17 protein-coding genes and 1 tRNA gene are annotated in these 24,934 nt (G+C 45.6%); 2 read left to right on the forward strand and 16 right to left on the reverse strand.

Annotated features, from left to right (window positions below; translation table 11 throughout):
• Window positions 1-58 precede the first annotated feature (58 nt).
• Genes ACNA7P_RS00800 through rlmKL form a run of 4 tightly spaced genes read right to left on the reverse strand, consistent with a single transcriptional unit; the run spans window position 59 to window position 6,076 of the window.
• Window positions 59-1,759 carry a DUF3466 family protein gene (locus ACNA7P_RS00800; protein ID WP_416256702.1) on the reverse strand — a complete coding sequence of 567 codons (1,701 nt, stop codon included), beginning with the start codon at window positions 1,757-1,759 and terminating at the stop codon, window positions 59-61.
• Window positions 1,760-3,691 (reverse strand): ATP-binding cassette domain-containing protein, encoded by a 1,932-nt coding sequence (locus tag ACNA7P_RS00805; RefSeq protein ID WP_416256703.1) that lies wholly within the window; start codon window positions 3,689-3,691, stop codon window positions 1,760-1,762.
• A complete protein-coding gene (locus ACNA7P_RS00810) occupies window positions 3,688-3,927 on the reverse strand; it encodes a glutaredoxin family protein (protein WP_416256704.1) in 240 nt (79 codons plus the stop codon). The genes ACNA7P_RS00805 and ACNA7P_RS00810 overlap by 4 nt, the downstream gene beginning before the upstream one ends.
• Window positions 3,920-6,076, reverse strand: a complete 2,157-nt coding sequence (rlmKL, locus tag ACNA7P_RS00815) for a bifunctional 23S rRNA (guanine(2069)-N(7))-methyltransferase RlmK/23S rRNA (guanine(2445)-N(2))-methyltransferase RlmL (protein WP_416256705.1) — start codon at window positions 6,074-6,076, stop codon at window positions 3,920-3,922. The genes ACNA7P_RS00810 and rlmKL overlap by 8 nt, the downstream gene beginning before the upstream one ends.
• Before the next feature lie 233 nt (window positions 6,077-6,309).
• On the opposite strand from rlmKL, the gene ACNA7P_RS00820 reads away from it, so the two are divergent.
• A tRNA-Met gene (locus tag ACNA7P_RS00820) sits at window positions 6,310-6,386 on the forward strand.
• Between the two features lie 216 nt (window positions 6,387-6,602).
• Window positions 6,603-8,033 (forward strand): cardiolipin synthase, encoded by a 1,431-nt coding sequence (gene cls, locus ACNA7P_RS00825; protein ID WP_416256706.1) that lies wholly within the window; start codon window positions 6,603-6,605, stop codon window positions 8,031-8,033.
• 59 nt (window positions 8,034-8,092) lie between these two features.
• Here the strand turns inward: cls and ACNA7P_RS00830 are convergent, their stop codons facing one another.
• From ACNA7P_RS00830 to ACNA7P_RS00885, 12 genes are all read right to left on the reverse strand, one after another.
• On the reverse strand, window positions 8,093-8,641 hold the full coding sequence (locus ACNA7P_RS00830; protein ID WP_416256707.1) for a cell division protein ZapC domain-containing protein: 549 nt from the start codon (window positions 8,639-8,641) through the stop codon (window positions 8,093-8,095).
• A gap of 58 nt (window positions 8,642-8,699) precedes the next feature.
• Window positions 8,700-9,713 carry a quinone-dependent dihydroorotate dehydrogenase gene (locus ACNA7P_RS00835; RefSeq protein ID WP_416256708.1) on the reverse strand — a complete coding sequence of 338 codons (1,014 nt, stop codon included), beginning with the start codon at window positions 9,711-9,713 and terminating at the stop codon, window positions 8,700-8,702.
• The gene (locus ACNA7P_RS00840) at window positions 9,713-14,557 is read right to left on the reverse strand and encodes an NAD-glutamate dehydrogenase (protein ID WP_416256709.1); all 4,845 of its coding nucleotides are present in this window, start codon (window positions 14,555-14,557) and stop codon (window positions 9,713-9,715) included. The genes ACNA7P_RS00835 and ACNA7P_RS00840 overlap by 1 nt, the downstream gene beginning before the upstream one ends.
• 129 nt (window positions 14,558-14,686) lie before the next feature.
• A complete protein-coding gene (gene pepN / locus ACNA7P_RS00845) occupies window positions 14,687-17,338 on the reverse strand; it encodes an aminopeptidase N (protein ID WP_416256710.1) in 2,652 nt (883 codons plus the stop codon).
• Between the two features lie 8 nt (window positions 17,339-17,346).
• Window positions 17,347-18,819, reverse strand: coding sequence for a Na+/H+ antiporter NhaC (gene nhaC, locus ACNA7P_RS00850; RefSeq protein WP_416256711.1), 1,473 nt, complete (start codon window positions 18,817-18,819; stop codon window positions 17,347-17,349).
• A gap of 48 nt (window positions 18,820-18,867) precedes the next feature.
• A complete protein-coding gene (locus ACNA7P_RS00855; RefSeq protein WP_416256712.1) occupies window positions 18,868-20,250 on the reverse strand; it encodes a sodium-dependent transporter in 1,383 nt (460 codons plus the stop codon).
• A gap of 228 nt (window positions 20,251-20,478) precedes the next feature.
• A complete protein-coding gene (gene prc, locus ACNA7P_RS00860) occupies window positions 20,479-22,551 on the reverse strand; it encodes a carboxy terminal-processing peptidase (RefSeq protein ID WP_416256713.1) in 2,073 nt (690 codons plus the stop codon).
• 11 nt (window positions 22,552-22,562) lie between these two features.
• Window positions 22,563-23,273 (reverse strand): RNA chaperone ProQ, encoded by a 711-nt coding sequence (gene proQ / locus ACNA7P_RS00865; protein WP_416256714.1) that lies wholly within the window; start codon window positions 23,271-23,273, stop codon window positions 22,563-22,565.
• 10 nt (window positions 23,274-23,283) lie between these two features.
• Window positions 23,284-23,583 carry a hypothetical protein gene (locus ACNA7P_RS00870; protein ID WP_416256715.1) on the reverse strand — a complete coding sequence of 100 codons (300 nt, stop codon included), beginning with the start codon at window positions 23,581-23,583 and terminating at the stop codon, window positions 23,284-23,286.
• A gap of 32 nt (window positions 23,584-23,615) precedes the next feature.
• The gene (locus tag ACNA7P_RS00875; protein ID WP_416256782.1) at window positions 23,616-24,050 is read right to left on the reverse strand and encodes a GAF domain-containing protein; all 435 of its coding nucleotides are present in this window, start codon (window positions 24,048-24,050) and stop codon (window positions 23,616-23,618) included.
• A gap of 53 nt (window positions 24,051-24,103) precedes the next feature.
• Window positions 24,104-24,451 (reverse strand): YeaC family protein, encoded by a 348-nt coding sequence (locus ACNA7P_RS00880; protein WP_416256716.1) that lies wholly within the window; start codon window positions 24,449-24,451, stop codon window positions 24,104-24,106.
• A gap of 1 nt (window position 24,452) precedes the next feature.
• Window positions 24,453-24,785, reverse strand: a complete 333-nt coding sequence (locus ACNA7P_RS00885; protein ID WP_416256717.1) for a hypothetical protein — start codon at window positions 24,783-24,785, stop codon at window positions 24,453-24,455.
• Between the last annotated feature and the right edge of the window lie 149 nt (window positions 24,786-24,934).

The raw sequence follows: 24,934 nt of genomic DNA on the forward strand, positions 1-24,934 counted from the left end.
AGCCTATTTTGATTAAGGCGCTGACAATCGGGCTGTTTTTATTTTAGATTAAAAACGCCTAAGCTTTCGGTTTTCTACGCCGTATCGAAATAACTGCAACAAGCGAAAGAACACCTAACAAAATTGGGTGAATTGCTGCGCCTTTGCGGGTTAATTGATCATCTTCTTGTTGGCAACGTTCCGCTGCAGAATCGGGTGTTAGAATGAGTGAACGTAAACGCGCCACTTCCTGAACTTCACCGTCTTCAATAAAATCGGAAATCTCCACAGCAAGTGCAGCAATTTCGCCCGCATCGTTAATATCCATTGCATCGATAATTTGGTATTCGCTATTGCACGGTAGATAGGTATTTAAATCAACAATGATGTCGGTATTGATGTCATACAAAAATGCAGTTGAGCGGCGCTGCCCACCTTGCGTGGCATCATTTTCTCCAGTTCCTACTATTTGCCCTAGATTATTAATACCACGAGGTTGCCAGCTTGAATCACTGAAAAAGCCGCGAGGATATACCGGCTCGCTAACGCCATTTGTTACGTCCATATAAAATAAGCGGCGGCGCAGCGCGCCATTAATGAAAGTATTACTAAAGCCAACGGCTATATTTGCATCATTGATCGCAATCGCCAGGGAATTATTCGATGAGTTATTCCCTGGTAGCATTTCTACCGCACCATCTTCGGTAAATAATGTAGGCCGTGTAAACGTGCCCCCTGCTACTTGGCGTTGCGATACCCCCACGGCAATACCATGGGCATTAACGTCATTTGCTACACTGCGATAACGAAAAGTATCTAAATCATCTTCTTCATCGGCTTCTTTATCAAACGCCAACCCTAAGCGTGCTTGTTCCAAAACATTACCTTGATCGTCGAAAACCCAGCGGTACGCCTCTTCTTCCATTAATGGCGCTGAAGCACCAGTTAAGCCACTGCGCTCATACCAATAACGATGTAAACAGGCAGCAATAGGGTTTACTTTAACCGGATTACCTTCTTCATCCTCATCACCATCGCGAATACACACATTCTCGAAAAAGGTAGTTAATGAAGAGCCGTTTGCTACAGCGGCAAACCCAACGGCAACATTGCTATCATTGATCGCCATGATACTTGAGGTACCGTTGCCAATTAAGCTTTCGTCACCGGGTACTAAGGTATAATTAACGCCATCCGACCAAGCAGCACGAGGAAATCCATCGCGAATATGGAAGCGTGCAAGCTCGCCTTGGTTGTCGGTATCTTCAATCCAATAGTATGGTTCACTTGATTGCCCTACTACGGTACCGTGGTTATTCATCCCGATCACACGAAAGTTAACACTATCTGAGCGCTGTCCCGTTTCGGCATCGTTCGCCTCAAAGCCGTCTAGTTCAGAAATGTTGGTACCATCAAAGAAATAGCCTAACTCGAAAGCTAGGTTTTGGAACTTGGCATCAACACCCACAGTAAATGTTAAGTAATCACGAATTGCGCGGTGTTGGCGCTCTGTTGGGTTAAGAATATCCTCAACCGAAGGGAAATCTTCTGGATCAAGCAAATCAAAGCGAATGTTTTGGCCACGTAAATCCGCTAACTGCCCAGCAACCTGGCCACTATTATTAATTGCGCGTGGCGACGTATGAAGTGCACCGGTTACTTCACCCACGCTGGTTATCCGATAACCCGCTGGTTCTGATGCTCCACTCACTGCAGCGGTAGCTGCGAGTGTTGAACCGATCAATGTTGCTACTACGAGAGATACCTTAGATTTGCGCATTCAATTACCTTGTAAGTTTTCTAAATAATCCCATCGCTCTAATGCTTCCATTAACTCTTTTTCTAGCGATGCGAGCTGTTCAGTTACTGGAAGTGTAACTTCTGCCGATTGGCGGAAAAACTCTGGATCATTTAATTGTTGTTGTATTGCGTTTAATTGCTGCTCTATTGATTCTATATGGGCAGGAAGCAGTTCCAGCTCACGTTTTAACTTGTATGATAACTTGTTCGCCTTGTTAGCTAAAGGCTGTTGCTGCTCTGAGTGATCTTTTAATGCAGAAGTTCCCGAGCTTGTTGCCTTTACTTGCGGTTTATCTTGCACTGTAGCCTGCGCTTGTTGGTAAAAAGCCACTTCATTAAACCCACCGAAGATCTCAGTAACAATGCCCTGCCCCTCAAACAGCAATACAGAGGTAGCGGTGTTATCAATAAACTCACGGTCGTGGCTTACCACAAGAACCGTGCCTGGGTAATCTACCACTACTTGCTCTAGTAACTCTAGGGTATCGATGTCCAAATCATTGGTTGGCTCATCAAGAATCAAGAGATTACTATCGGCTAACAAAATCTTCGCTAACATTACCCGATTTTTTTCACCACCCGATAATGCACTCACTGGCATTTGCGATTGTTGTGGGGTAAACAGGAAATCTTGCAAATAACTGAAAATATGCCGAGTACGGCCACGATGAGTAACTTCTTTCTTCCCTTCCGCAACGTTATCAGCGATGGAAGCGTTAATATCTAATAACTGACGATGCTGATCAAAGTAAGCCACTTTTAGGTTAGTACCAAGCCGCACAACACCGCTGGTAGGCGGTATATCACCAAGAATCAATTGAATAAGTGAACTTTTACCACAACCATTCGGCCCTACTAACGCAAGCTTATCACCACGTTGGATAGTTAAGTTTAGTTCCTCGATCAGGGTTTTCTCGCCCCGCGTTAAACCGCTATCAGTTGCTTCAAAAACAAGCTTACCAGAGCGCTCACCGTTACCTAGGGCAATTTTCACTGAGCCTTGTAAATTACGGCGTTGCGCACGTTCGTTACGTAATGCTTGCAACGCGCGTACTCGCCCCTCGTTCCGCGTGCGCCGAGCTTTCACTCCTTGGCGCACCCAAGCTTCTTCTTGGGCTAGTTTTTTATCAAATTCTGCGTTTTGGCTCGCTTCAACTTCCAGCAACCGCTGTTTCTCTTCTAGAAAGGCTGCATAATTACCGGGGAATGAGGTGAGTATGCCCCGATCAAGATCCACAATCCGCGTAGCTAGGCTGCGAATAAAAGCGCGATCATGGCTAATGAAAACAATAGCTCCGGAAAACTCCAGTAACATTTTTTCTAGCCATTGTACTGTAGCAACATCAAGGTGGTTGGTAGGCTCATCAAGTAATAGCACATCAGGTTGTGAGGCCAACGCCTTCGCCAGTGCCGCTCGCCGCAACCAACCGCCAGAAAGCGTATTCATTGCGGCATTACCATCGAGGTTCAAACGGCTAAGTACTTGCTCTATGCGTGTTTGTAACTGCCAACCATCGGCAGCCTCAAGTTTGGTTTGCACCCGCATCATTTGCTCTAACAACTGGTTATTACTGGCATCCTCACTTAGCGCTTCGCTCATTTCATGATAGCGGCTTAATAAAGCGCCAACATCGGCAAAAGCTCCCGCAACGTAATCAAATACAGTGCCCGGCGTACGCTCAGGAGGATCTTGCGGTAGCATTGCTACGCGTGTTTCACCCACAATATGCAGTTGGCCATCATCAAGGAGGATATTTTCGTTCAGAACTTTCAGTAAACTTGATTTACCCGCGCCGTTACGGCCGGTAATACAAAGCCGTTCGCTTGATTCTACAATGAGTTCTGCATTGTTGAGTACAGGGGCAGTACCGAATGCTAATCGGGCGTTACTTAATCTCAGTACAACACTCATAAACTGAGGAATTCCTTTAATTTATCGTTACTAAATGGCCATTTAAGTTCTGCGTCATCAACACTGCGTACTAATACGGGTACTAAAGTTGCATACTCTTTAATTAGCGCTGCATCACTGGCGATATCAACCACATTCAGTTGAATCGGTTGTTCTAATTGCTGCGCATAGATTTGCTTTATTGCCTCACTACATAATGGGCAATGTTCTTTCATTAATAGGTAAAACTCAGGCATGGGTTAGGTACCAGCAAAAATGTACTGCACGTTGTTTCGCAAAATCCACTGGAATACTGGCACGGGTTTGATCATCTGCGTGCAAGCCTAGTTCTTTTACGGCTGCTTCATCGAGCTTAAAGCCTCGCTTGTTAGTGGTGAAAATAATCACCCCATTTTTCGCAAGTAGCTGCTTAGCATTAACTAATATATTTAAATAATCGCGCTGCACATCAAACACGCCATCCATACGCTTTGAATTCGAGAAGGTAGGTGGGTCAATAAATATCAGATCCCATTGCCGGCAATTATCTGCTGCGGTGTCTGCTAGCCACTTCAAGCAATCAGCTTGAATAAACTCATGCCGATTTATAGTTAGTTGATTTAAACGGAAGTTATCTTTGGCCCAGTTCAAATAGGTTTTTGATAAATCTACCGTAGTAATCTCAGTGGCGCCGCCCAAACCTGCATGCACAGATGCACTGCCAGTATAGGCAAATAAGTTCAATACCCGTTGCCCTGCAGAGCGAGCTTGAATGTCTTTCCGCACCAAACGATGGTCTAGAAATAACCCAGTATCCAAGTAATCGGTAAGGTTAATTAAGAACTTAGCGTTATATTCGTGCACCTCAAGCGTTTCACTTACATCTGAGAAACGCGTGTACTGCTGCTCGCCCTTCTGCCGTTGCCGCTGTCGAGTAAAGATGCGGTCGGGGTTAACCGGTAAACTATCCATCACCGCTTCCAACACCTGCCACCAGCGCCGTTCACTAATGTGCTCTGGTATATCCTTCGGCGCCGCATACTCTTGCACTACTAACGACCCAGCATAGAAATCGATTGCTGCGTTAAACTCTGGAATATCCGCATCGTATACGCGAAAACAATCTACGCCCTCTTGAGTGGCCCATTTTTCCCGTTGCTGCCAATTTTTCTGCAACCGATTCGATAATGCCTGTACTTCCGGGCGGGCAAACTCTTCCTGCGCATCAGTTAGATTCATAATCGCAAGCAATACAGGAATACCGCCGTTGTTCAACTTGTATTTCTTTTCAGTGCGCATGCGCATTGCTTTAATCATACTCTCGTCGGGCGCTAGAATCGCTGCACGCCAACCTGCAATACCTTGCCTCAATTGCCGGCCAAAATTCCGATAAAATAACCAAGCACCCAGTTCACTACCTAACCGTGCACCATAGGGTGGGTTGCTAAGCAATAAGCCGCTAGCGGCCCGTTTGTAGCGCTGAATAAGCCAGCTATCACTGGCATCGCCCAATTCAACTTTAATCAAATCAGTAAAGCCCAACGCGCGAATATTCTCATTCGCCGCTGCAACTACTTCAGAGTTGTTATCAACACCGTGAAATTGGCTCTTACACGCCGCCATACCAGCCACAAAACGTTGTTTCGCTTCTGCTTTAATATCATTCCAAACCGCAGCGCGATGGCCACGCCAAGCATTGAAACCCCATTGGGTGCGGTTCAATCCTGGCGCTCGATCTGTTGCTAGCATCGCAGCTTCTATTAATAATGTACCCGAACCACAAGTTGGATCGGCTACTAATGCAGGCCATTGCTCTGCAGCTGTTACGCAGTTCAACGATAAGCCGGCACGCACAATAAGCGCGGCAGCAAGGGTTTCGCGAATCGGAGCTGCGCCTTTCGCTTGCCGATAGCCACGTTCATGCAAGCCATTGCCTGCTAAATCGAGATATAAAGTAGCAATTCCTTTGTGCAGGTACCCTTGAATGTTGATTTCCGCATGTTTCGGTTCTACCACCGGGCGGTTGGCCCCAATACGGCGAAATGCTTCAACTACACCGTCTTTTACTACTTGCGCTGAAAACTGCGTGTTTCTGAGTGTTTCACTGGTGCCGTTAAAACGAACCGCAAAGGTATTACGTTCATTAAATACATCTGGCCACGGATAATCCGCAGCTGCTTTTTCTAAACCATAGCGGTCATGCACTTCTGTTTCCGAAAGCTTTAATAACACGCGGCTACCGAGCCTACTCCACATACATAGGTTGTAGCCAAGCTGCAGATCACCTTGGCAGGTTACACCTGAATTTGTGAGCACGATGCTGTTGCCGCCCAACTCAGCTACTTCTGCAGCAAGCAGTTCTTCGAGCCCTCGCCCACATGGGAGAAAAAATTGTAGATTCTTCATTAACGCTTTCAGTTCCAATATCGATGGTTATTGCAATAATGCGCTGATTATATCGTATCCACCGGTGAGTGTCTGTGTTCTTTATCCGTTGTGTTGGCCTTGCAGTGCACATGAATTACTGTGATTACGGATAAATAACCGCCGAATTGCTGCATATGTGAGCGGTTAAACAATTTATCGTATTCAGTGCTTGCATTCGTAACGTTCACTGGTAATATACGCCCTCAATCGGACGCGGGGTGGAGCAGTCTGGTAGCTCGTCGGGCTCATAACCCGAAGGTCGTAGGTTCAAATCCTGCCCCCGCAACCAATCCGATAATATAAAAAACAACTTCAGCGTTCCGCCTCTCACAGTTCTATCACTCGCTTCTTCATCCTTATAAACACCCATACAAAATTAATAAAGCCGCTATTTGCGTATCCGTTTACCAACTTAAATTGCATTCTAGTATTTGCACCATTATATTGATTTGCTACCTCGTGCGAAATCGTAGCAATAAATCTGTCCCTAGCTAAAGGATGGCATGTGCAAATAAATGATTTTTTTGTTGTTTTCTACTGGATCGTAACGGCAACTGTTTTTCTCCGTATTATCTTTAAACGCCGCCCGGTAGCCTCTTCGTTAGCTTGGGTGCTAATTATTATTGTATTTCCTATTCTGGGCGTATTGGTGTATCTGTTTTTCGGCGAAATTCAGCTTGGTAAACGCCGAGCTGAACGAGCTCGAGCGCTTCGTACACCATTTTTAGAAAACTATACAAAGTATTTGCAAAATCATACCTCACAATCACCTACGAGCCACGCCGGCAAAGCCATTTATCAGTTGCTTATGCAGCGTGATGGTATTGGTAGCCTCGGCTACAGCAATCTCAGCGTATTATCTAAACCTGATGATATTTTCGATGCGTGGATTGCAGATATCAACAGCGCTCAGCGCGATATCCGCATGGAGTTTTATATTTGGCATCCGCATGGGCGAGTGATAGATGTAACCAACGCATTAATCGCAGCGGTAGATCGTGGGGTAAGTGTGGAAATATTGGTAGACCATGCCGGTAGCTGGCCATTTTTTATGTTTAGTAAAGATGTAAAGCGCATGCGCGAAAAGGGCATCAAACTATTACCCGCCCTACCCGTAAACCTGATTCGGAATCTATTTCGCCGGGCAGATTTGCGCCTGCACCGCAAACTCTTGGTGATCGACCACCTCGTTTGTTATAGCGGCTCCATGAATATGGCTGACCCGCGTTACTTTAACTCTCGCAAATCATTTGGGCCATGGATTGATATGATGTTGCGATTTGATGGCGCAGCTGCTTTTGGGGTATCCAAGGTTTTCTCTTGGGATTGGGAGTTAGAAAGCGGTGAACGTAATTTCCCGCAAATTAAGGATAAGATTCCTGAAAGCATTAATCACTTATCTATTATCCCGTCTGGCCCAGGCCAAGGCGAAGGGGTAATTCATCAAATCATGCTGTCTATTTTGCATCGGGCCAATGAGAGTATTACCATTACAAGCCCCTACTTCGTTCCCTCAGAAGCAATTTTCGCAGCGCTATGCCATGCCGCCCGTCGCGGAGTAAATGTATGTATCGTGTTGCCACGAGCAAGTGATTCCAGAATGGCAAGCTTCGCAAGCCAATCCTTTTATGATGGCTTACTTAGTGCCGGCGTAGAAATCCGTTTATTTAGCAGGGGCTTACTCCACTCAAAAGCGGTAATTGTAGATGAAGAGCTCGCATTAGTAGGAAGTATGAATATTGATATGCGCAGTTTGCAGCTTAACTTTGAGCTTTCGTTTGCGCTCTATAATCCGAACGATTGTAAGCAAGTATGCGGCTTAATGCAGGAGTACTATCAAGAGAGTACAGCGATTGATGCCAAAGCTTGGGCGCAGCGGCCACGCTACAGAAGAGTAGCAGAACGCTTTATGTCGTTCTTAAGCCCACTACTGTAAACCTTCAGTAGCAACTCTAGGAATTGGCGTTAGCAAAAGTGAGGTGTAACGGCTACGAGTTAAGCCCAACGCTGTGTTGTGAAATAATCATTCTTAGGAATAGGATGGCGCTGGGATTCTTGTAAGCGATCATTTAAAACGCGGGTTACTTCAAATTGCTTCATGGTTTTAAAACCACCCACTTCGAACGATTCATCTATTAACATACATAACGAACAGCGTTCATCTTGCTCAATAATAAGAAAATCTGCATGTTGGTTGTTTGAAGTTAAGGCACAGAAAAGATGGTTTTGCGGCCATGATTTTTCATTGTTATAAGGGCCAAACTTGAAATACCAACTTTGCGGCAACATGAGCTTTCCGAACCGAACTAGTGCGGTAGCGTGCAGCGCAATGCTAAATTGTTCTGTAGAAGAGAGAACGCTGTGGGTATCGAGGTAATCAGAAAAATTCTGCAACGCTTCCGCATCATCCATTGAAAAAGAAACATCTTCAGGTAAACGATCACGCAAAAAACTTCGTTTAAAGGAAAGCTCTTGGGTAATATTTTTGCCTAAATCTATTACGAGTGTTTCATCATTAAGCACTCGCCATTGCCAGTGTTGCATCGAATTATCCATTTTTCCCACAATACATTGGCAGCATAATAAGGGTTTACCCCTATATTTACAAGCTTTTAACAATCTCTTTGATCAAAGCTGGCCCGCGATAGATAAATCCTGTGTATACCTGCAGCAAATTCGCACCCGCCGCTAAACGCGCTTGTGCATGCTCCGCCGAGCTAATGCCACCTACACCAATAATTGGATAATCTGCCGGCAATACCGCTCGTAGCCAACGAATAATCGTTTCACTTTTATCCGTTAGTGGTTGCCCGCTTAACCCACCAGCTTCATCGGCGTGCTCACAACCTACAACTAACTCTCGTTCTAGTGTGGTGTTGGTTGCAATAATGCCATCTAAACCGAACTCCTGCATTGCACGCGCGAAACCATGCACTTGTTCTTCACTCATATCGGGCGCAATTTTAACCAAAATGGGTACATAGCGCTGATGCAGAGCATGCAATTGCCCCTGCTTTTGTTTTAATGCGCTGAGTAAGCTACTAAGATGTGTTCCATGTTGAAACTCACGCAACCCCGGCGTGTTCGGCGATGAAATATTTACTGCCACATAGCTCGCATAGGGATACACTTTTTCTAAGCAGTATAGGTAATCATCATTCCCTTCACTGTCGGGCGTATCTTTGTTTTTACCAATATTGATGCCGAGTATGCCGTTGAATTGGGCTTCCTTAACGCGCTCAACTAACGCATCTACACCATCATTGTTAAAGCCCATGCGGTTTATTAATGCTTCGCGCTCGCGAATTCGAAACATACGCGGCTTAGCATTTCCAGCTTGCGAACGCGGAGTAACGGTACCAACTTCAATGAAACCAAAGCCAAGCGCTGATAAGGCTTGAATGCACGTACCATTTTTATCTAAGCCCGCAGCTAGCCCAACTGGATTACGAAATGTTAGCCCTAACAAGGTTACCGGTTTAGCCGGTAGCCTTTGTTGAATTAAGTGCCGTAATGGGGCGTAATTAAACTTGGCTAAAGTACGTAAAGTAACGTCATGGCTCCATTCAGCATCCTTGCTGAACAGAGCCTTCCGGAATAATGGATATACATTCATTATTGCGCGTTACCACATTTTTGGCCAAGTAACGTCAGTTCACGTAACGCTACGCTGAACTTCGCAAACTCATGGCTTTTCGTAGTTTTGAAATCAGCCAATGTTTGCTTCCAGCGATCTACATAACTTGCATTTGCGGCTAGCCAATTCTCCAACATCGTCTCTACATCAGTACCCTTCTCTGCATACTTAAGTACCGTGCCAGTGAGTAATCGTTGCTGCCAATCAAGCTCTTCGCGGAATGCTGCTCGGGCAAGTGCTTGCCAATGGTTGGCTACTGGCTGTTTGTTCACTTGGTCTAAGAACCAATGGATTTGAATCTCACCACCTAAACGGAAATATGTTTCCGCTACCAAAGAGATCTTCTCACCCGTTTGGGCTGCAACCTCAGCGATATCCATTGCTGAGAATACCGTGCTTAGTATCGCCACTTGCTGAGCTAACTTAGCTGGAACACCCTGCTCTTTCAGCTTCTCAATATTCGCTTCCATTCCAGCCTTTTCACTAGCCGTCATATAATTAAGCGCGTTTTTCTGCAGATCCGTGAACGCTTTCTGATAGAAATCGATATGTTCTTGAATCGATGTAAACTTCGGATTCCGATGCCGCAAGAACCAACGCGTTGCTCGGCGCACCATACGGCGCACTTGGAATAAAATTTGGTTCTGCACATCAGCCGGTATTTTATTATTCAATTTCTCAACTTCTGCCCAAATTGAACGGCTGGCGAACACTTCCCGCGCAATAATATAAGCTGCAGCGATTTCTGGTACCGTAGCACCTGTTGCTTCTTGTTTGCGATAAACAAAATTAGGGCCCATATCGTTGACAATATTGTTCGCTAGCTTGGTAGCAATAATCTGCCCTTTCAAAGGGTGATCATTCATTTCTTCTTGGAACTGCTCTTGTAACTCACGAGGAAAAGCCGCTACAAGCTCTTTCGCGTGGTAAGGGTCATTGGTAATCTCATCTACTACTAATTCGTCTTTCAGCCCCATTTTTCCATAGGCATTTAATACGGCCAATTCTGGCCGCGTTAAACCTTTGCCCGAAGCTGTGCGCTCGGCGAGTGCCTCATCATCTGGCAAGAACTCCATCGCCCGATCTAGCAAGCCTTCTTTCTCAAGCTGGTGAATAAAGCGCTGCATCTCTTTAATCTGATCTGCGCCACGAAGCAATGTTACTGAAATAGATTGTGTTTGCCGATTACAATCGTGCAGAACGATTTCGCTTACTTGCTCGGTCATGTCATACAGGAGCTGATCGCGTTGGGCTTTCGTAAGCTTACCTGCATTTACTAAGCCGTTGAGTAAGATCTTGATATTCACCTCGTTATCCGAGCAATCAACACCACCCACGTTATCAATGAAATCGGTATTAATTCGGCCGCCACGCATAGCATATTCAATCCGCCCTAACTGCGTGAACCCAAGGTTTCCACCCTCGCCTACTACTTTACAACGCAACTCTTTGCCGTTAATGCGCAATACATCGTTCGCGCGATCGCCAACATCAGCATCAGTTTCTTTACTGCCTTTCACGTAAGTACCGATACCGCCGTTCCACACCAAATCTACTTCGGCCATCAGTAACGCTTTAATCAATTCGCTTGGCGCCATACTGCGTTTTTGGGTACCAATTAAGCGTTTCATTTGTGTAGTAAGCTCAATTGATTTCGCACTGCGTGAGAAAATCCCGCCGCCTTCGCTAATCAATTTCTTATCGTAATCTTCCCAGCTTGAACGGGGTAAATTGAATAAGCGCTCACGTTCTTTAAAGGATTTCTTCGCATCTGGTTCTGGGTCGATAAAGATATGCATATGGTTAAAAGCCGCCACTAAACGGGTTTTCTCTGATAACAACATACCGTTACCAAATACATCACCAGCCATATCACCAATACCAATGGCGGTAAACTCAGTTGTTTGGCAATCAATTCCCATTTCCCGGAAATGGCGCTTCACTGATTCCCAACCACCACGCGCTGTGATACCCATCTTCTTATGGTCGTAACCTACTGAACCACCTGATGCAAAGGCATCACCAAGCCAATGGTTATATTCTGCAGAAATACCGTTGGCAATATCAGAGAAGGTTGCGGTACCTTTATCTGCTGCAACTACTAAGTAAGCGTCTTCATCATCATGGCGAACCACATTTTCTGGATGAACAATTTCACCTTCAACAATGTTATCGGTTATATCCAACAAGGCGCGAATAAAGGTTCGATAACAAGCCTTCCCTTCTTCGAACATTGCCTCACGTTCTTCCGGTAGCTGTTTACAAACAAAGCCACCTTTAGCGCCTACTGGCACAATTACTGTGTTCTTAACTTGCTGTGCTTTTACTAAGCCAAGTACCTCTGTTCGGAAATCTTCTCTACGATCCGACCAACGTAAACCACCACGAGCAACCTTACCACCGCGTAAATGCACACCCTCTACCCGCGGCGAGTACACGAAAATCTCGTACTTCGGCAACGGCAATGGCATATCGGTAATAAGCTCTGGTAAAAACTTAATTGAAACATAAGGTTTTTCAACACCATCAGCGTCTACTTGGAAGAAGTTAGTGCGCAGTGCTGCTTGAATAAGATCCAAGTAACGACAAATAATCCGATCATCATCAAGGCTAGAAACGTGCTCCAGCTCTTCTTGTACCTTACTTACCAGCGCATCAACTTTCTTCTGTACATTCTTTACGCCAGGTTCAAAACGGGTGTAAAACAATTTCACCAATAATTTGGCAATTTTTGGATACCGGGTGAACGTATTTTCGATATAGGCTTGGCTGAAGGTTACGCCAATCTGGCGCATGTATTTCGCGAACATTCGGAGAATAACCACATGCCGACCAGACATGCCAGCACCTAAAACTAAACGGTTAAAGCCATCATCTTCGTATTCACTGCGCCATACTTTCGCAAACGCATCTTGAAAGTTGTCGCGGCTACCTTCTAAATCCAGCTTGCCAGCGGTATGTAACATGAAGAAATCGAGCACCCAAAACACATGGCCATCACTGTTTTTAATTTGATACGGACTTTCGTTTATCACCCGTAAACCAAAGTTTTCCAACATCGGCAGCACATCAGAAAGATGAATTGGCTCATCTCGGTGAAATAACTTTAGTTTTACGCGGTTTGAATCGTCTTGCACCTCTTGGGCACGATAGAACAACATCCCTAAGCGATGGTCATCATCAAGAGCTTCGAGCTGATCAATATCGGCAAGCGCTACAGACGGCAGCACATCCTCTTTATAAGCCCGTGGGAAGCCGTTGGCATACCTCTTCATAAGCTGACGAGCCGCGGCCTCGCCCTTACTGGTTATCAAAAGGTTTTCTAAGTTATCTTCCCAGCTACGTGATGCTTCCGTTAGGTTTTGTTCTAGTTCTTTCACGTTAATGTCCTGTCCGCTATCGTTCACTCTAACCGTGTATTGAGTTCTCGCTAATGCTGATTCAGAGAAGTAAGTTGTAAAATCAACTTCTTCGTTACTACCAAGCGTTCGCGCTAAAATACTTTGTGTTTGCATCCGCAGTGCTGTGTTATAGCGTTCTTTGGGCACGTACACCATAGCGGTAATAAACCGGCCAAAGATATCGCGGCGCAAAAATATGCGGGTAATATCGCGTTCTTGAATTTGCAGTACGCCGAGAGCCGTATTGAGTAGGTCTTCATCACTACTTTGCACAATTTCATCACGCGGAAACGTTTGCATGATATTCAGTAGCGCTTTACTGGCGTGCGTACCCCGCGCATAACGCGAATTAGTGAGCACTCTAAAAACTTTGTCACTTACCAGTGGAATATCCATCACGCTATCGTTATAAAATGAAGCAGCGTACAAACCAACGAAGCGATCTTCGCCAATTACTTGGCCTTTATCATTAAAGCGTTTAATGCCGATATAATCAGTATGAGCCGGGCGATGAACGCGTGAGCGCGCATTAGTTTTGGTAAGTAACAGCAACTCATCACACGATAAAGCCGTATTCTTTGCCAACTTGCTCATATTCGATAGCTTAAGCGGCGCCTTGCCTTCCGAGCTTTTTAACAAGCCAAGACTACTGCCTTGCACTTGGCTTAATTCAAAATCACCCTCCACCGCATCTACTTGGTAACTACGGTACCCCATCAGGGTAAAGTTATCATTCGCTAGCCAACTCAAAAAACGCTTGGCTTGGGCAAGTTTCTCTTTGTCCCCTGGGAATTTACAGGCAGCAAGATTGTTAGCAATATCTTCTAACTTCTTCCGCATCGGTTGCCAATCACTAACTGCTAATGCAACCTCATTCATTACCGAAGTAAGTTCTTGTTTCAGTGCTTTTATATCTTCTTTGCTACTCTGGCGATCTACTTCAACCAAAAATACCGTATCTGTTTGTGCTTTATCGTCAGTTTCACCAGAAGGCAAAATCTCGGCTACCCGACCATCTTTGCCTCGACGATGTACTAATGGTGCATGCAATAATAACTGTGAATTGATACCTAGCCGATTGAGGGCCATGCGTACAGAATCAACCATAAATGGCATGTCGGTTTGGATAATCTCGATAATGGTATGGGGTGATTCCCAGCCGTATTTGCTTACCTCGGGGTTATATACCTTAATCGTTGCTTTGGTGTTGGATTCATATTCATTAAAACTATGCCAAAGCCCTACAATTGCGCCGTAAATATTGCTGTAATCACGCCCCGCCAAATCGTCGCGAGAAACGTTACGATAGAGGCGTTGAGTGAATTCATTTACTAGGGGGGCGCTTTCAGCGGGGAGCTTCTGACGAATCGTGTCAGATACTTTTTCGAGGATAACCGGTGGTTGATTATGAACCGATGCCATGGTGATTGATCCTTGTCTGCAGGCCAAAAAAGATGAGGCATACCCTAACGCTATTCGTTAGGGTGTAAACCTTTATATTGTCGGCCTTTAAGAAAGGAAAAGCAACGTCTATACGGCTGGTGTGAGCAGTTAATTTTCCGTTAACGTTTGGTTAACTTTTTCATACAAATCAGGAGCTAAGTTTTCTAATTTGCTTAGTTTCTCAAGCTCTGCTCTTAATAACTCACGATGTTTGTGCGGTAACTTCCGCCAAATCAGTAGTGGCGATAATAAACGTGACGCTACCTGCGGGTTTACATTGTTTAATCGAGTAATGGCTTGGCCAATAAATTGGTAACCAAGGCCACTCTCGCAATGCAACTGGGCAAAATTGTGAGTGAAACTAGCCAGCAGTGCGTAAATCCGATTTGGATTGCCCCAATTAAAGGCAGAATGTTGCGTTAATGCTTGTATGTTCGCCACGGTTCCAGATATTGGCGCTGTAGATTGCACCGCTAACCACTTATCCATCACCAATGTGTTCCCCTGCCATTGTTGCGCAAAGCGTTCCAGTAATGTATCCGCTATGGGGTGATGCGCATGCACAGCAGCTTGCAGCGCGCCGAACTGTACGGTCATGTTGTTGTGCACAGCGAATTGCGCACAAAGCCCTTCGGTTACCGATTCAGCTATTGTTTTATCTAGTTTATCTACCGGCAGCACATTGCTCTGCAAATGAGCTAAGTAACTTAACGCTGTATTTGCCAACATGCGTTCACTAATTGCTGCTGAGCTAAGAACATTGGTAGTTAAGTCTATTTTCTGCCACACCGTGAAAAGCGCTGATTGTAATGCCACAGCAAGTGCAAGCCGCAGCTCTGCAATCGCTTTTGCAACTGCTGCCACAGGTATCACGTTAAACTCTTGGCTGAGTGCCTCCTCATTAGGAATTTGCAACAACAAGGCCGTAAGAGCAGGGTTTTTGGTGTGCAATAGCTCATTCTCTAATACACTCACGAGCGCAGTGGATAATACTACCGGCTCGTTGCCCGCTATCGCCGTATGCAAGGCCTGTAGGTATAGCTGTTGTACTGTATCCCAGCGTAAATAGGCATCTTCACTGCCGGCAATGATGGCAAGTGAATCGTTTTCGTTACGCGGCATATGCAAACGCACTGGTGCGGAAAAATCCGCAAGCACTCCGATTATCGGCCGTTGTGTAACATTCTCAAACACAAAGTGTTGTTCAACTTCACGCAACTCTAATAGGTGTTTAGCACTATGCCGCTTACTGTCTTGCTGGGTGATAGGCAGCAAAGCACCCTGCTCACTTACAAACTCCACGCGCACTGGGATATGAAACGGATGTTTTTCCGGTTGTCCTGGTGTTGCTGGAGTATGTTGTTGCAAGGTTAACGAATAGCGCTGTGCTCGATGTTCATAATGCTCAGTTACTGTAACCTTGGGGGTACCGGCTTGGGCGTACCAATTGCGGAATTGCTTCAAATTCAGCTCGTTTGCATCTTCCATGGCCGCCACAAAATCTTCACAGGTAACGGCTTGGCCATCGTGGCGTTCAACATATAGCTGCATCCCTCTCTGAAAGTTCGCTTCGCCGAGCAAGGTGTGCAACATGCGAATTACTTCCGCACCCTTGTTATACACCGTAACGGTGTAAAAGTTATTCATTTCTACTACCCGATCAGGGCGGATCGGATGCGCCATTGGGCTGGCATCCTCAGCAAACTGATGGGTTCGCATAATACGTGCGTCTTGAATGCGATTTACCGCTCGCATGCCTAGATCGGAACTAAACTCTTGATCCCGAAATACGGTAAGGCCCTCTTTCAGGCTCAGTTGGAACCAATCACGGCAGGTAATTCGATTGCCGGTCCAGTTATGAAAATATTCATGGCCGATCACCGATTCTACGTTTAGGAAATCCTGATCAGTTGCTGTTGCCGCATCAGCAAGAACATACTTCGAATTAAAGATGTTTAGTCCTTTATTCTCCATAGCGCCCATATTGAAGAAATCAACGGCCACAATCATATAAATATCAAGATCGTAAACTAAATTAAAACGTTCCTCATCCCACTGCATGGCCTTCTTTAAAGATTCCATGGCATGTGCGGAACGATTCAGGTTGCCCTTATCTACAAACACTTGCAGTAGAACCTCGCGGCCATCACGAGTAACAAAGGTATCTTCCAGAACATCAAAATCCCCAGCTACCAGCGCAAATAAATAAGCAGGTTTTGGGTGCGGATCATGCCATGTTATAATATGACGATCGCCTTTTTGCTGTTCAGAGATAGGATTACCGTTGGCGAGTAAAAACGGAAAGTTCTTTTTAGGGGCGGCAATCGTAGTGGTAAAAACCGATAATACATCAGGGCGATCAAGATAATAAGTGATGCGCCGAAAGCCCTCTGCCTCGCATTGCGTACAGTAAGTTCCTGCAGACATATACAAGCCTTCCAGCGCCGAATTACTTTGTGGGTTAAGTAATGTTTCAATAACCAACTCAAAGCGTTTCGGTACATTATGTAAAATTAACTGCTGGTTTGTTACGCTGTATTGTTCTGGATTTAGCGGCTGATTATCAATAGCCACCCCAACCAACTGCAAATTATCTCCATCTAGCACCAACGTTGAGCTTCCGGCAATCGCCTCAACATCCATACGATTGCGTACTTCGGTGTTTTGGCTATCGAGCAAAAATTGCAGCTCGGTAGTATGGATCTTAAATTCCGGTGCTTGATAATCCTGACGATATTTTGCAGTAGGTGTTTTGCTCATAAATTTCCTTAAGTTGTTGCGGTACTATTTTCTTGTGCAGCAGTTTTTGGCAATTTTAAAATTTTAAAATCAGCAAAGGCGTACGCTATAGTTAGCGTAGGAACGAGCAACAGGAAAAATGCGAATGGTGCGTAATGTAATGGGTACACACCAAGCACTGAGAACATATACGCACCACAGGTATTCCAAGGAATTAAAGCCGAAGTAATGGTACCGCTTGATTCTAACGTACGTGAAAGAACACGTGGGTCTAACCCTTGATCCGCATAGGCTTCACGGAACATTCGCCCTGGCAGTACAATAGCCATGTATTGATCAGCGGTAAGAACGTTAGCACCAAAACAGGTAAATACTGTAGCAGTTACTAGAGAACCAGTGGATTTCACTAGTTTTAAGATACCGCGAATCAGCTTTTGCAAAGCGCCTGTTGTTTCCATAACGGCGCCAAATGTCATTGCAGTAATAATTAGCCAAACGGTGTTGATCATGCTTTCCATGCCACCACCGCTAATAAGCGAGGTAATTTCGGCACTCGTTGCTTGAATTTGCACGCCACTGGCAAGCGCTAACCATACAACTTCTAACGCGCCTACCAAAAGAAATGGCCGCTCGGCCGCTAAACTTGCTACTAACTCACCTTGAAATAGCAGTGCCCATAAGCCACCAACTAGCGCGCCTACCAAAATAGACGGTAATGCCGGTTTTTTCGCTACCGCAAGCGCAAACAATACTAAAAGCGGAATAAGCATGTGCAAGCCAATATTGAAAATACCTTGTAATTCCTCTTGCATGGCAACAAGTGAACTCAAATTCGCATCGTTCGTTGCACGGAAACCGAGAATTAGGAATAACACAATCGAGATCGCTAAGGCAGGAAATGCCGTTAAGCTCATGTAACGAATGTGGCCAAATAATTCAGTGCCCGCAACAGCCGGCGCCAAATTGGTGGTATCGGATAACGGCGACATTTTATCACCGAAATAAGCACCAGAAACTACGGCTCCAGCAGTAATCGCTAGGGAGAGCTCCATACCCGTAGCTACACCGATTAAGGCTACACCGATGGTTGCGGCTGTGGTCCATGAGCTACCAATAGACAGCGCTACAATCGCGCAAATTACACAGGCTGCTGCGTAAAACCAACTAGGGCTGAGTAATTCTAAACCATAGTAGATCATGGTGGGCACGATACCGGCTAATAACCAAGTGCCAATTAAAGAACCAACCATCAAAATAATCAATATTGCCCCTAAGGCAACAGAAATGCCTGAGGTAATACCCGCTTCAATAGATTCCCAACGATGGCCATTTTTGAAAGCAATAACCGTTGCGATGGCAGCGGCAATCAATAAGGCGATTTGGTTCGGGCCATATGATGAATCTTCACCAAATAAATATACCGAACTACTCAGCATCGCAATTAACGCAAGCAATGGTACGAGAGCCTGCAAATAAGAAGGACGTTTTGTGGTAACCGTCATAGGTTTGCTTTCCTATTTAATTCAATAACAATGGATTCCGCAGCTCGATTAAAACTGCAAAATCCCTAATAACTGCAAGAAGATTACGATAATCGCAATGGGAGCTAAGAAGCGAACACAGAACAACCATATTTGATAGCCGCGCTTGCTCATATTTAACTCTTCTTCGGTAAATTTACGCTTCATTACCCAGCCGGTAAATACTGCAGCCATAAAGCCACCGAGTGGTAATAGTATGTTGGAAGCAAGATGATCTATTGCTGCAAAAATGCTATCCAATTCCTTGCCGAAGAAGTTCCATTCTAGTTGTGCCCAACCTGCCCCACTTAGCGAGAATACGGTGCCCAGGCTGAGTATCCACAAAAGTAGGCCAGAGCTAATAGCTGCCTGCCAACGCTTAACCCGCAATCGCTCTTCCGCAAACGCTACCGAGGCTTCAATCATAGCGATGGCGGAGGTAAAAGCTGCTAACACTAACATCACGAAAAACACCGTGGCAATTAATGTGGTAAATGGCATATTTGCGAATGCTAGCGGTAATGTTTGGAAAATTAATCCAGGCCCCTCGCCGGGAGTAAGGCCAAAACCAAACACAATGGGGAAAATCGCTAAGCCCGCAATAAGCGCAACTAAGGTGTCTGCAATCGCAATCCAGATTGATGTACGAACAATCGAAGTACCTTTAGGCAAGTAAGCACCGTAAATAATCATTACACCCGAAGCTAGGCTCAAGGTGAAGAAAGCATGCCCTAGCGCAATTAAGGCGCCCTGCCCGGTTAATGCGGAGAAATCTGGGTAGAACATAAACCTAACTGCGGCACCAAAATCACCAATGTGTGCGGCGTATAAAGCAATAATCACTAACAAACCGAGCAATAAGGGCATTAAGTAAGTTACCGCGCGTTCCAAACCCTTCTTAAAGCCTTTGCCTACCACTAATACCGTTGCGATTATCAGTAGGGTTGTAAAGAAGAGCAGTTCAGGAGCAGAGCTCACCATGCCGCCGAAAGTGGCTGCAACTGATTCGGTAGTAGCACCTACAAAGGTGCCGCTCGCGCTTTTGAATACATAGGAAAGTGCCCAACCGGCAATTACTGCATAAAAGGTAAGGATAATATAACCAGCGCTAAGGCCCATCCAGCCGGTAATTTGCCACGCGGGGCTAACGCCAGACTCTCGCGCTAGCTTCGCTGCTGCGTAACCTGGTGAGGTACGCCCTCGTCTACCAATTAGAACTTCCGACATTAATACCGGTACACCGATTAGGAATATAAACAGCAAGTACAGCAACACAAATGCGCCACCGCCGTTCTCACCCATAATGTATGGAAATTTCCAGATATTACCGAGGCCTACAGCTGCTGCTGTAGCCGCTAGCACGAATGAAAAGTTACTCGACCAGCGATTGTTTGTTGCGCGTTCAGTTGTCATAAAGCGGTACCGTTATTGTTATGATTTTCGGTAATTGTTTTTTTAGAGTGCTAACTTACAAATAAGGGCTTGCAACCACAAGCCCTTATTTCATTTTATATTGTTTTCGCGTAGTTTTTTTCGCTAGGCTTAAGTTAACTATATGCTGTGGTTAACCAACTGTAGTGCAGCGTAGCCTTGCTGCTGCACCTAACTCACCACAGCATGCTTAAAGTTATCGAAGATACCTTAATCTCGGCTCGCATTGCGAGCACTGCCACTCATGCTGTTGATGTAATCAGCCGCTATCTCGATGGTCTCCTGCAAGAATACATCGGGCGAGCGGAATTTTTCGTCTACACCATCAACAGATTCCACAGGCTCTAAACCTGCGCGAGCTCGGCGTTCGTTAACTCGCTGCAACAAGCGTTGCTGATCTGCTTCTGAATCCGCTTCACGTTCAGCGCGCACTAGCGATATCGCAGTACGATCACGCATCGCTCGATAGCGGGTTACATCTTCGCTTAGGTATGCAAACTCTGGATTTGCCTCAATACGCAAGCGATGCTCGGTATTAAGTTTGGCAATTAAATCATCGTTCACGAAATTAAATGCTCGGAATTGCACAGGGTCTATCTGATCCCAGGGTAATGCATTGTCTGCACGGCTTTCGCCAAATTCCTCTGGGTCTACCAAGCTTGGGAATTGAATGTCTGGTACTACACCCTTGTGTTGGGTGCTACCACCGTTAATGCGGTAGAACTTAGCCATGGTGTACTGCACACTGCCCATTGGATTATTCCCCAAATCAAACCGGCGCTGTAAACCACGATGCTGTTGCACTGTTCCTTTACCAAAGGTGTTTTCACCCACCACTAAAGCGCGGCGATAATCTTGCAAAGCAGCGGCAAATATCTCCGAAGCAGAGGCACTAAAGCGATCAACCATCACTACCATCGGACCATCGTACGCAATACTTGGATCTGGGTCGCCACTTACATCTATACGGCCGCTACTCTCGCGAACTTGCACCACGGGGCCAGAAGGAATGAAGAGCCCAGTAAGGGTGATAGATTCATTAAGTGCACCACCACCGTTACCACGTAAATCAACCACTAAACCTTCTACATCATCGTTCTCTTTTAACTCCAGCAACAAGGTACGCACATCGTCGGTGAGTTTATTGTAAAAACCAGGAATGGTAATTACTGCAAAACGTTCACCGGTAGCACTGGTTTCATAGGTGATTTTCGCTTCCCGATCTTCTAGGCGCACTTGTTCACGCACAATTTCAACCGTTTGTGGTGCCGCACCAGAGCCATCGCTTTCTTTTAAGATTTGCAACCGCACTACGCTGCCTTTCGGCCCTGTAATGAGCTCTACAACATCATCTAAACGCCAGCCAATTACATCAACAAAATCTTGATCGCCTTGTGCCACGGCTATAATCCGATCATTTGGATTGAGCTCGCCAGATTTCTCCGCTGGGCCGCCAGGCACCAATGAACGAATAACTGTGTAATCGTACTCGGCTTGTAATACTGCACCAATCCCTTCCAACGAAAGATTCATATTCTGTTGGAAGCGTTCTGCATTGCGTGGGGACAGATAACTGGTATGCGCATCAACACTTCGCGCGAAGGCATTCATTACCGATTGAAAGGCATCTTCACTCTTGCTTTGGGTAATTTGTTGCATTGCAGAACGGTAACGGCGCTGCAGATTATCAATAATTTCACTATCTTCGCGGCCAGCAAGGGCTAAGTTAAGCGCATCATTGCGCACGCGCAGCTGCCAAATACTGTTGAGTTCATCTTTCGAAGTAGCCCATTCTGATTCCGTGCGATCAAATGGAAAGCTCGCTCCCTCTTCCGTAAAATCGAACTCTTCAACGTTAGCGAGCAGCTCTAAAGCATACTGGAAACGCTCAAAGCGACGTTGCAGGTTCAGCTGATGAATCGCGTAGGCTACGCCCAGATCCCCGTCAATGAGGGCTACATGAAACTTATCGCGATGAGGGCGGAATTGCTCAATATCTTCAGCGAGCATAAACATGCGGTTATAATCGAGTTGCTCAAAGTAGCGATCGAATATTTGCTGAGACATCTCAGTATCAAGCTCTACATTGCTGTAGTGGTAGCGCGTAAAATACGCTGCAATCCGGCGGCTTGCAGCTTTGTGCTGAGCTTCCGGCTGTAACTTTGGTATATCACTTGCGTTGTAACTTGTATCACTCTGTGCAATCGCTGGAACAGCCAATAATGCCGCCGCAGCGATTAGTGATAGAACAAAACCTGTGCGTTTAGCTACCTGCTTGATCATGCATTCTCCTATTATGCGCGAAACAGTTCTGAACGCGGAACGCGAACTAACATACCCGAGGGTAACTGCACCTGCACATCATGTTTATCAAGGTCGGTTATCGTGCCAGCAACTGGGTAACTTCCTACTTGCACACGAACTTCCGCCCCTACTTCGATGTTATCTTGCGCAATCGCTTCTAGTGGAGCGTTTGCCTTGGTAGTTTCCTGCTTTGCAGTTGGTTTACTACCAAATGTTTTTGTCTTACGTTCATTTGTATACGGCGCTTTCTTCCCTTTTGGTTTTCTCGCGCCTTCCTTTCTGACACCATCTTGCGCGTCTTTGTTCACTGCTGCACGGGCTTTCGCCGCAGCCGCTTTACTTTCTGCCGCACGTTCTTGGCGTTTTGCCTTTGCGCGCTCTTGTGATTCTTGCAGTTGTTCTAGAGCATGGCTTTCATGTTCGGCTTCCACTAAGCCCGCATCCACCCCATCAAGATCTACACGTTGCACACCTGCTTTTACTCCACGCAAATAACGCCAAGCGCCGGTATACTGGCGCAGCGCTGAGCGTAAGCGAGTTTTACTCACTCGTTCATCGTCTGCTAGCCGTGTTGCTAAATCATCAAAGATGCCAATTTTTAAAGGGCGCGCGTCTCCCTCTAATGTGAAGCATGTAGGGAATTTCTCAACCAAATATGCAATCACTTCCTTGCTATTAGAGAGTTTTGCCGTGTTTTCCATTGCTATAACCTTAATCGAGCTGTTCATTGTGGTCATCATCTTGTTCAATTCGATGTACCAAGTGAGTGATATAATCTTCTAGTTCGTCTACTTCTGATTCAAGCAACCCGGGTTCGCGGAGCCACATATCAGTAATTTCTACCACGAGTTGCGCAATATTTTCGCTCTGCCAATAATCACTACCTGCTGTTTCATTACTGATAGCGTAGAGCATTGCATTTAAGTTGTCTGCTGCTTGTTCTGCTTCTTCTTCAAAGAAATCCATATCCTGAATCGATACAAGATACGGCCGCACATCAAAAGAATCCATAGTTTCACCGCCCATAAACCGAAGCTTGTTTGTTAAGCCCAGTTTAAAGTTTCCAGTAACGGCAGTAATTCTGCCAAGCCCTGCTCATCTGTGGCACTAAATCTGCCAATTATCGGACTATCAATATCGAGCACAGCCACGGTTTTACCATCAACTACGATCGGTAACACAATTTCTGAATTACTCGCCGAATCACAAGCTATGTGGCCAGCGAACGCGTGTACATCAGCAACGCGCTGAATTTCTTGGCTGCTTGCCGCAGCACCACATACTCCTTTAGTGAAAGGGATGCGCACACAAGCAACCTGCCCTTGAAATGGGCCGAGTACAAGCTCGTTATCGCGAACAATATAAAAACCAAGCCAGTTTAAATCATCTAGCTGGTCATATAAAAACGCACTGATGTTGGCGAGATTAGCAATTAAATCCGGTTCACCACTAACTAAAGCAGTAAGTTGCTGCTGCATGCTTCGATAATGCTCTGCATTACCACGTTCAGAAATAGTATCAGCTTCAAACACTAGTTTGGTTTCTCCTGCGAATCGTTCGAGGGGGGAATTTCACTATCACTACCATCGATGCTCGGCTCATTTACTTGAAAACGAGCAATGTCAGCACCTGCACGCAACCGCAGTTCAGCGCGCAAATCGCCTTTTGTTTTCATTACCAGTTCACCAGTAGGTGCGATGGAGAAGTGATCATCTTGCTGCAAACGCTTTGCTTGATACACCATTACAAGTTCCATGGCATTTTCGAGCTGCGCGGGGGTAAGCTTTTGGCCATCAGGCCAACGGCCAGTTTCTACCGCATCTTTCATACGTGCATAAATTTCTGGGGTCATTGCCCTAAGTACATCATCGTACTGCATACTATCGTTGTCGCTTTAAAATATAAATACGGGCACGAGTTACCAAGTACCAAACAAAACTCAAAATCGCCACAGCAATGGATACATGAGGCATAAATTGCCACCCCTGCACCTGTTGCCAATCATAAAATGTTCCGCCGATTCCCGCAATGAACAATAGAATCGCCAACATTTGGTGGCTCACTAATTGATTCAACCGCATAGAACGTTTAGCACTCGCCTTTCGGGCTAAACTATCAGCATCATGGGCGCCCAGCATAAAACCACACGAATCACATACTGCTGCTTTATCAGAAACCTTTTTGCTACAACCAGGGCAACTAATAATCGCCATATTTAAAACACTCTTTTTACCATGAATTGCGGCTTATCATATCAGCGTGGGCGCTATTGGTCATCCTTCGATTCTTAAACAGCCCAACAATTACGCTATATTCACTCGAATTTTCGATCAAGTGCACAATTCACGAGGTTTAGCCGCCG

The organism is Aliidiomarina sp. (assembly GCF_047920995.1).
Taxonomy (GTDB): Bacteria; Pseudomonadota; Gammaproteobacteria; order Enterobacterales; family Alteromonadaceae; genus Aliidiomarina.